This is a genomic window from Sphingomonas elodea ATCC 31461 (assembly GCF_000226955.1).
Classification (GTDB): domain Bacteria; phylum Pseudomonadota; class Alphaproteobacteria; order Sphingomonadales; family Sphingomonadaceae; genus Sphingomonas; species Sphingomonas elodea.
Genome location: NZ_AGFU01000112.1, coordinates 1 through 2,912 on the forward strand (window position 1 = coordinate 1; position 2,912 = coordinate 2,912).

The 2,912-nt window shown below is 65.8% G+C and carries 3 protein-coding genes; 1 reads left to right on the top strand and 2 read right to left on the bottom strand.

The features are described 5' to 3' along the window. Together KK7_RS21305 and radA are read right to left on the bottom strand one after the other, a co-directional pair. Window positions 1-557, bottom strand: a 557-nt coding sequence (locus tag KK7_RS21305) for a hypothetical protein (RefSeq protein ID WP_138984006.1), incomplete at its 3' end; no start/stop codon positions are given. A 176-nt stretch (window positions 558-733) separates the two neighbouring features. Next, entirely contained in the window at window positions 734-2,113 is a 1,380-nt protein-coding gene (gene radA, locus KK7_RS0119160; RefSeq protein ID WP_010546255.1) for a DNA repair protein RadA, read from the bottom strand. A 104-nt stretch (window positions 2,114-2,217) separates the two neighbouring features. Between radA and KK7_RS0119165 the strand changes: the two genes are divergently transcribed. Next, window positions 2,218-2,796, top strand: coding sequence for a CvpA family protein (locus tag KK7_RS0119165; protein ID WP_010546256.1), 579 nt, complete (start codon window positions 2,218-2,220; stop codon window positions 2,794-2,796). The last annotated feature ends 116 nt before the right edge of the window (window positions 2,797-2,912 follow it).

Below are 2,912 nucleotides of genomic sequence, written 5' to 3' on the forward strand. Positions count from 1 at the left end.
CCCCCCCCCCCCCCCCCGCCGAAGCCGCCCGAGGGCACGATACCGTTGCTGAGCGGCAGGCCGGAGGAAATCGGCACGAAGCTCACTCCCGGCGCGAAGCCATCGATGCTGGAGGGGAACCCCGAGGCCAGCGAAGAGGGGAGAATATCTTCCGGAAGATCGAGCGCCGCCGGAATGGGCGCCTGGTCTGCCGACAAATCGAAGGTGCGCGGCGAGACGGTCCCGTTCTGGGCGGTCGAATCCGGCACCATGCCTTCCTTCGGCCCCTTCTTTGCCTTCTGCGCGACCCGGCGGCCCTTGTTGCTCTGGGCGCCTGCCTCGCGGACGCCCGGGGAACGTTCCGAGAGCAGGCCCATGACGTCGATCGCCCGCAGAGCGTTGCCCATGGCCGCGGCGATCGGGGGAACGGCGATGCCGGCGGAGGTCGCCGACACAAGGGCGACGGCAGCAGTTGCAGCGCCAATCCTGCGCAGCCGCTTCGACCGGGCGTTGCCCCCTTGCTTTACTACCACCCTGATACCCACTCGAACCTCGCGTTCTAAATGGACCGTCTCCATTAACAATTGCTTTATCAGCAAATACTTAACGAAACCGAACGGCCCGTGAGGGGGATAGTTCCTGACCTACGCGACAAGCAACACGTCAGCAGAGAACCAGATCTTCTGATCTGTGCCTACTGTATCAAAACAGACATCTGCATACCAGTGCATATATGAAGATATTTTAATGCCCGTCATCTCCCAAGCAATTGTTCCACCAAAGCGTTGAGATTACGAAAGTTTGCGACATTTAGCGAGCTGTTTTCCCGGTCGTTCGTCGCATTTCCGAGCGGCGCGAGCGCCCGGTTGAACCCGAGTTTGGCGGATTCGCGCAATCGCAGCGCGGCATGGGCGACCGGCCGAACCTCGCCCGACAGCGCGATCTCGCCGAAGACCACCGAGTCGGCTGGAACCGGGCGTTCCGACAGGGCAGAGACGAGGGCGGCGGCGATGGCCAGATCCGCGGCCGGGTCCTGCACCCGGTACCCGCCGGCGATGTTCAAATAGACCTCGCAGGTCGCGAAGCTGAGGCCGCAGCGCGCCTCCAGCACCGCCAGCACCATCGACAGCCGCGCGGAGTCCCATCCCACCACCGATCGCCGCGGTGTCGCTCCCGAAGCGAGGCGAACGGTGAGTGCCTGCACCTCCACCAGTACCGGGCGTGTGCCTTCGAGCGCGGGGAACACCACCGCGCCGGTCACATTCTCGTCGCGCTGGGTGAGAAACAGCGAAGAGGGATTCGCGACCTCGGTCAGCCCCTCGGTCTGCATCGCGAACACGCCGATCTCGTCGGTGCCGCCGAAGCGGTTCTTCACCGCCCGGAGAATTCGGTAGAGATGGCTGCGCTCACCCTCGAACGCCAGCACCGTATCCACCATGTGCTCCAGCACGCGTGGACCGGCGATCGAGCCGTCCTTGGTGACGTGCCCCACCATCACCAGCGCGGTGCCGCGCTCCTTGGCGAAGCGGATCAGTTCCTGCGCGCTGGCGCGGACCTGGCTCACCGTGCCGGGCGCGCCCTCGATCAGGTCCGAATGCATCGTCTGGATCGAATCGATGATCAGCAGGTCGGGCGGGCTGCCCATGCCGATCGTGGTGAGGATGTCGCGCACCGAGGTGGCGGAGGCGAGTTGTACCGGCGCTTGCCCAAGGCCCAGCCGGCGGGCGCGCAGGCGCACCTGATCCGCCGCTTCCTCGCCCGAAATATAGGCGACCGACAGCCCGCGCATCGCGATCTTTGCTGCCGCCTGGAGCAGCAGGGTCGACTTGCCGATGCCGGGATCGCCGCCGATCAGCGTCGCCGAGCCCTCGACGAAGCCGCCGCCCAGCGCGCGATCGAACTCGGCGATGCCGCTCGGCATCCGCTCGGGGAGCGCGATCTCGCTGTCGAGCCCGGACAGCAGGATCATGCGCCCGCCGGTCTGCAGATGGTGCTTGGCCTGGAACGGCGTGGACGGGCCGCCCGCTTCCTCGACCAGCGTGTTCCACTCCGCACAGTCGGCGCACTGGCCCGCCCATTTGGTCGTGACCGATCCGCAGGCCTGGCAGACGTAGCGCTTCTGAATTTTTGCCATGCCGCACCTGTAGGCGCTGGAAAACGAAAAGGGAACATGTGGCGATGCCGGATGGACGTGCGCAAGCCCCTTCACCGCCCGGTCCATGCTGCTATGGAGCAGGCATGACCGGGCTCGACATCATCACGCTCCTAATCATCGCTGGCGCCGCCATTCTCGGCTTCCTGCGCGGCTTCACCACCGAGGTGCTGGCATTCCTGGCCTGGATCCTGGTGGTGGTGGCGGTGAAGTTCTTCCATGCAGGCTTCACCGCGATTCTCGCGCCGATGATCGGTACCGAGGGCGGGGCGGCGGTGCTCGCCTTCGCGTTGCTGGCGGGGCTCAGCTATTTCGGCGGGCGGCTGATCGCCAATACGCTGGGCGGACAGATGCGCAACTCGGTCCTGGGGCCGATCGACCGGGCGCTGGGCGTGGGTTTCGGCGTCGCCAAGGGGCTGATCCTGGTGAGCATGGGCTTTCTGGTGCTGATGCTGGTGCTCGACACGTTCGAGGGTGGGCGAACCCACCGGCCGAAATGGATCACCCGCTCGGTCACCTATCCGCTGCTCGACACCACCAGCGCCGCGATCGGCGATTTCGTCGACCGCCGCCGCAAGGGCGAGCCGGTGTTCGGCGGCGACAATGCCAGCGCCGACGATGCGGCCGGCGACGAAACCAGGCCGCGCCGGCACAAGGTCGACTGATCGGCCGGCGCCGCCGCGCAACCCATACCAAAGGCGGGTATTTCGCGCTCGCAACTGCGCAGCGGCTATCCTAGATCGGTGCCATGAATGCGCCGCTCTACAATCTCGAAATCCTG

Excerpts from the sequence above, each read along its gene's own strand:
- radA (WP_010546255.1), bottom strand. The coding sequence starts at position 2,113 with ATGGCAAAAATTCAGAAGCGCTACGTCTGCCAGGCCTGCGGATCGGTC.
- KK7_RS0119165 (WP_010546256.1), top strand. The coding sequence starts at position 2,218 with ATGACCGGGCTCGACATCATCACGCTCCTAATCATCGCTGGCGCCGCC.